Raw genomic sequence first — 483 nt, forward strand, 5'->3', positions numbered from 1 at the left:
CCGTTTACCATTGCTGCAAAATGAAGGCCGATATTGTTGCCCAAGACGAAACCGAGCAGGGCATCCGCGCATGGCTGAATCTCGGCCACACTTTCGGCCATGCCATCGAAGCCGAAATGGGCTACGGCGTATGGCTGCATGGCGAAGCCGTTGCCGCCGGTTGCATCCTCGCTTCCCGTTTGTCGCAAATCTTGGGCAAAACCCAACAAGCCGATACCGACCGCATTGCCGCTTTAATGGATGCCGCCTCCCTCCCGTCTGCGCCGCCTGTTTTCTCCTTTGAAAAATGGATTGAACACATGAGCCACGACAAAAAAGTCAGCAGCGGCATCATGCGTTTTGTCGGCTTGGAATACTTGGGCAAAGCCAATATCACCGAAATTACCGATATGGAAATCCTCCGCCAAACCTTGCAGCCATATTTGTGAGGAATGAAGTAGGTTTGCTTTAAAACCAAAGGCCGTCTGAAAGTCATTTTCAGAC

1 protein-coding gene is annotated in these 483 nt (G+C 51.8%); it reads left to right on the forward strand.

What is annotated here, in order from left to right:
* Positions 1-428: 3-dehydroquinate synthase family protein (locus tag ACTHUM_RS19200; protein ID WP_440403874.1), on the forward strand; the 428-nt coding region annotated here is incomplete at its 5' end.
* Positions 429-483: the final 55 nt, after the last annotated feature.

This window comes from Neisseria sp. P0021.S006 (assembly GCF_051956895.1).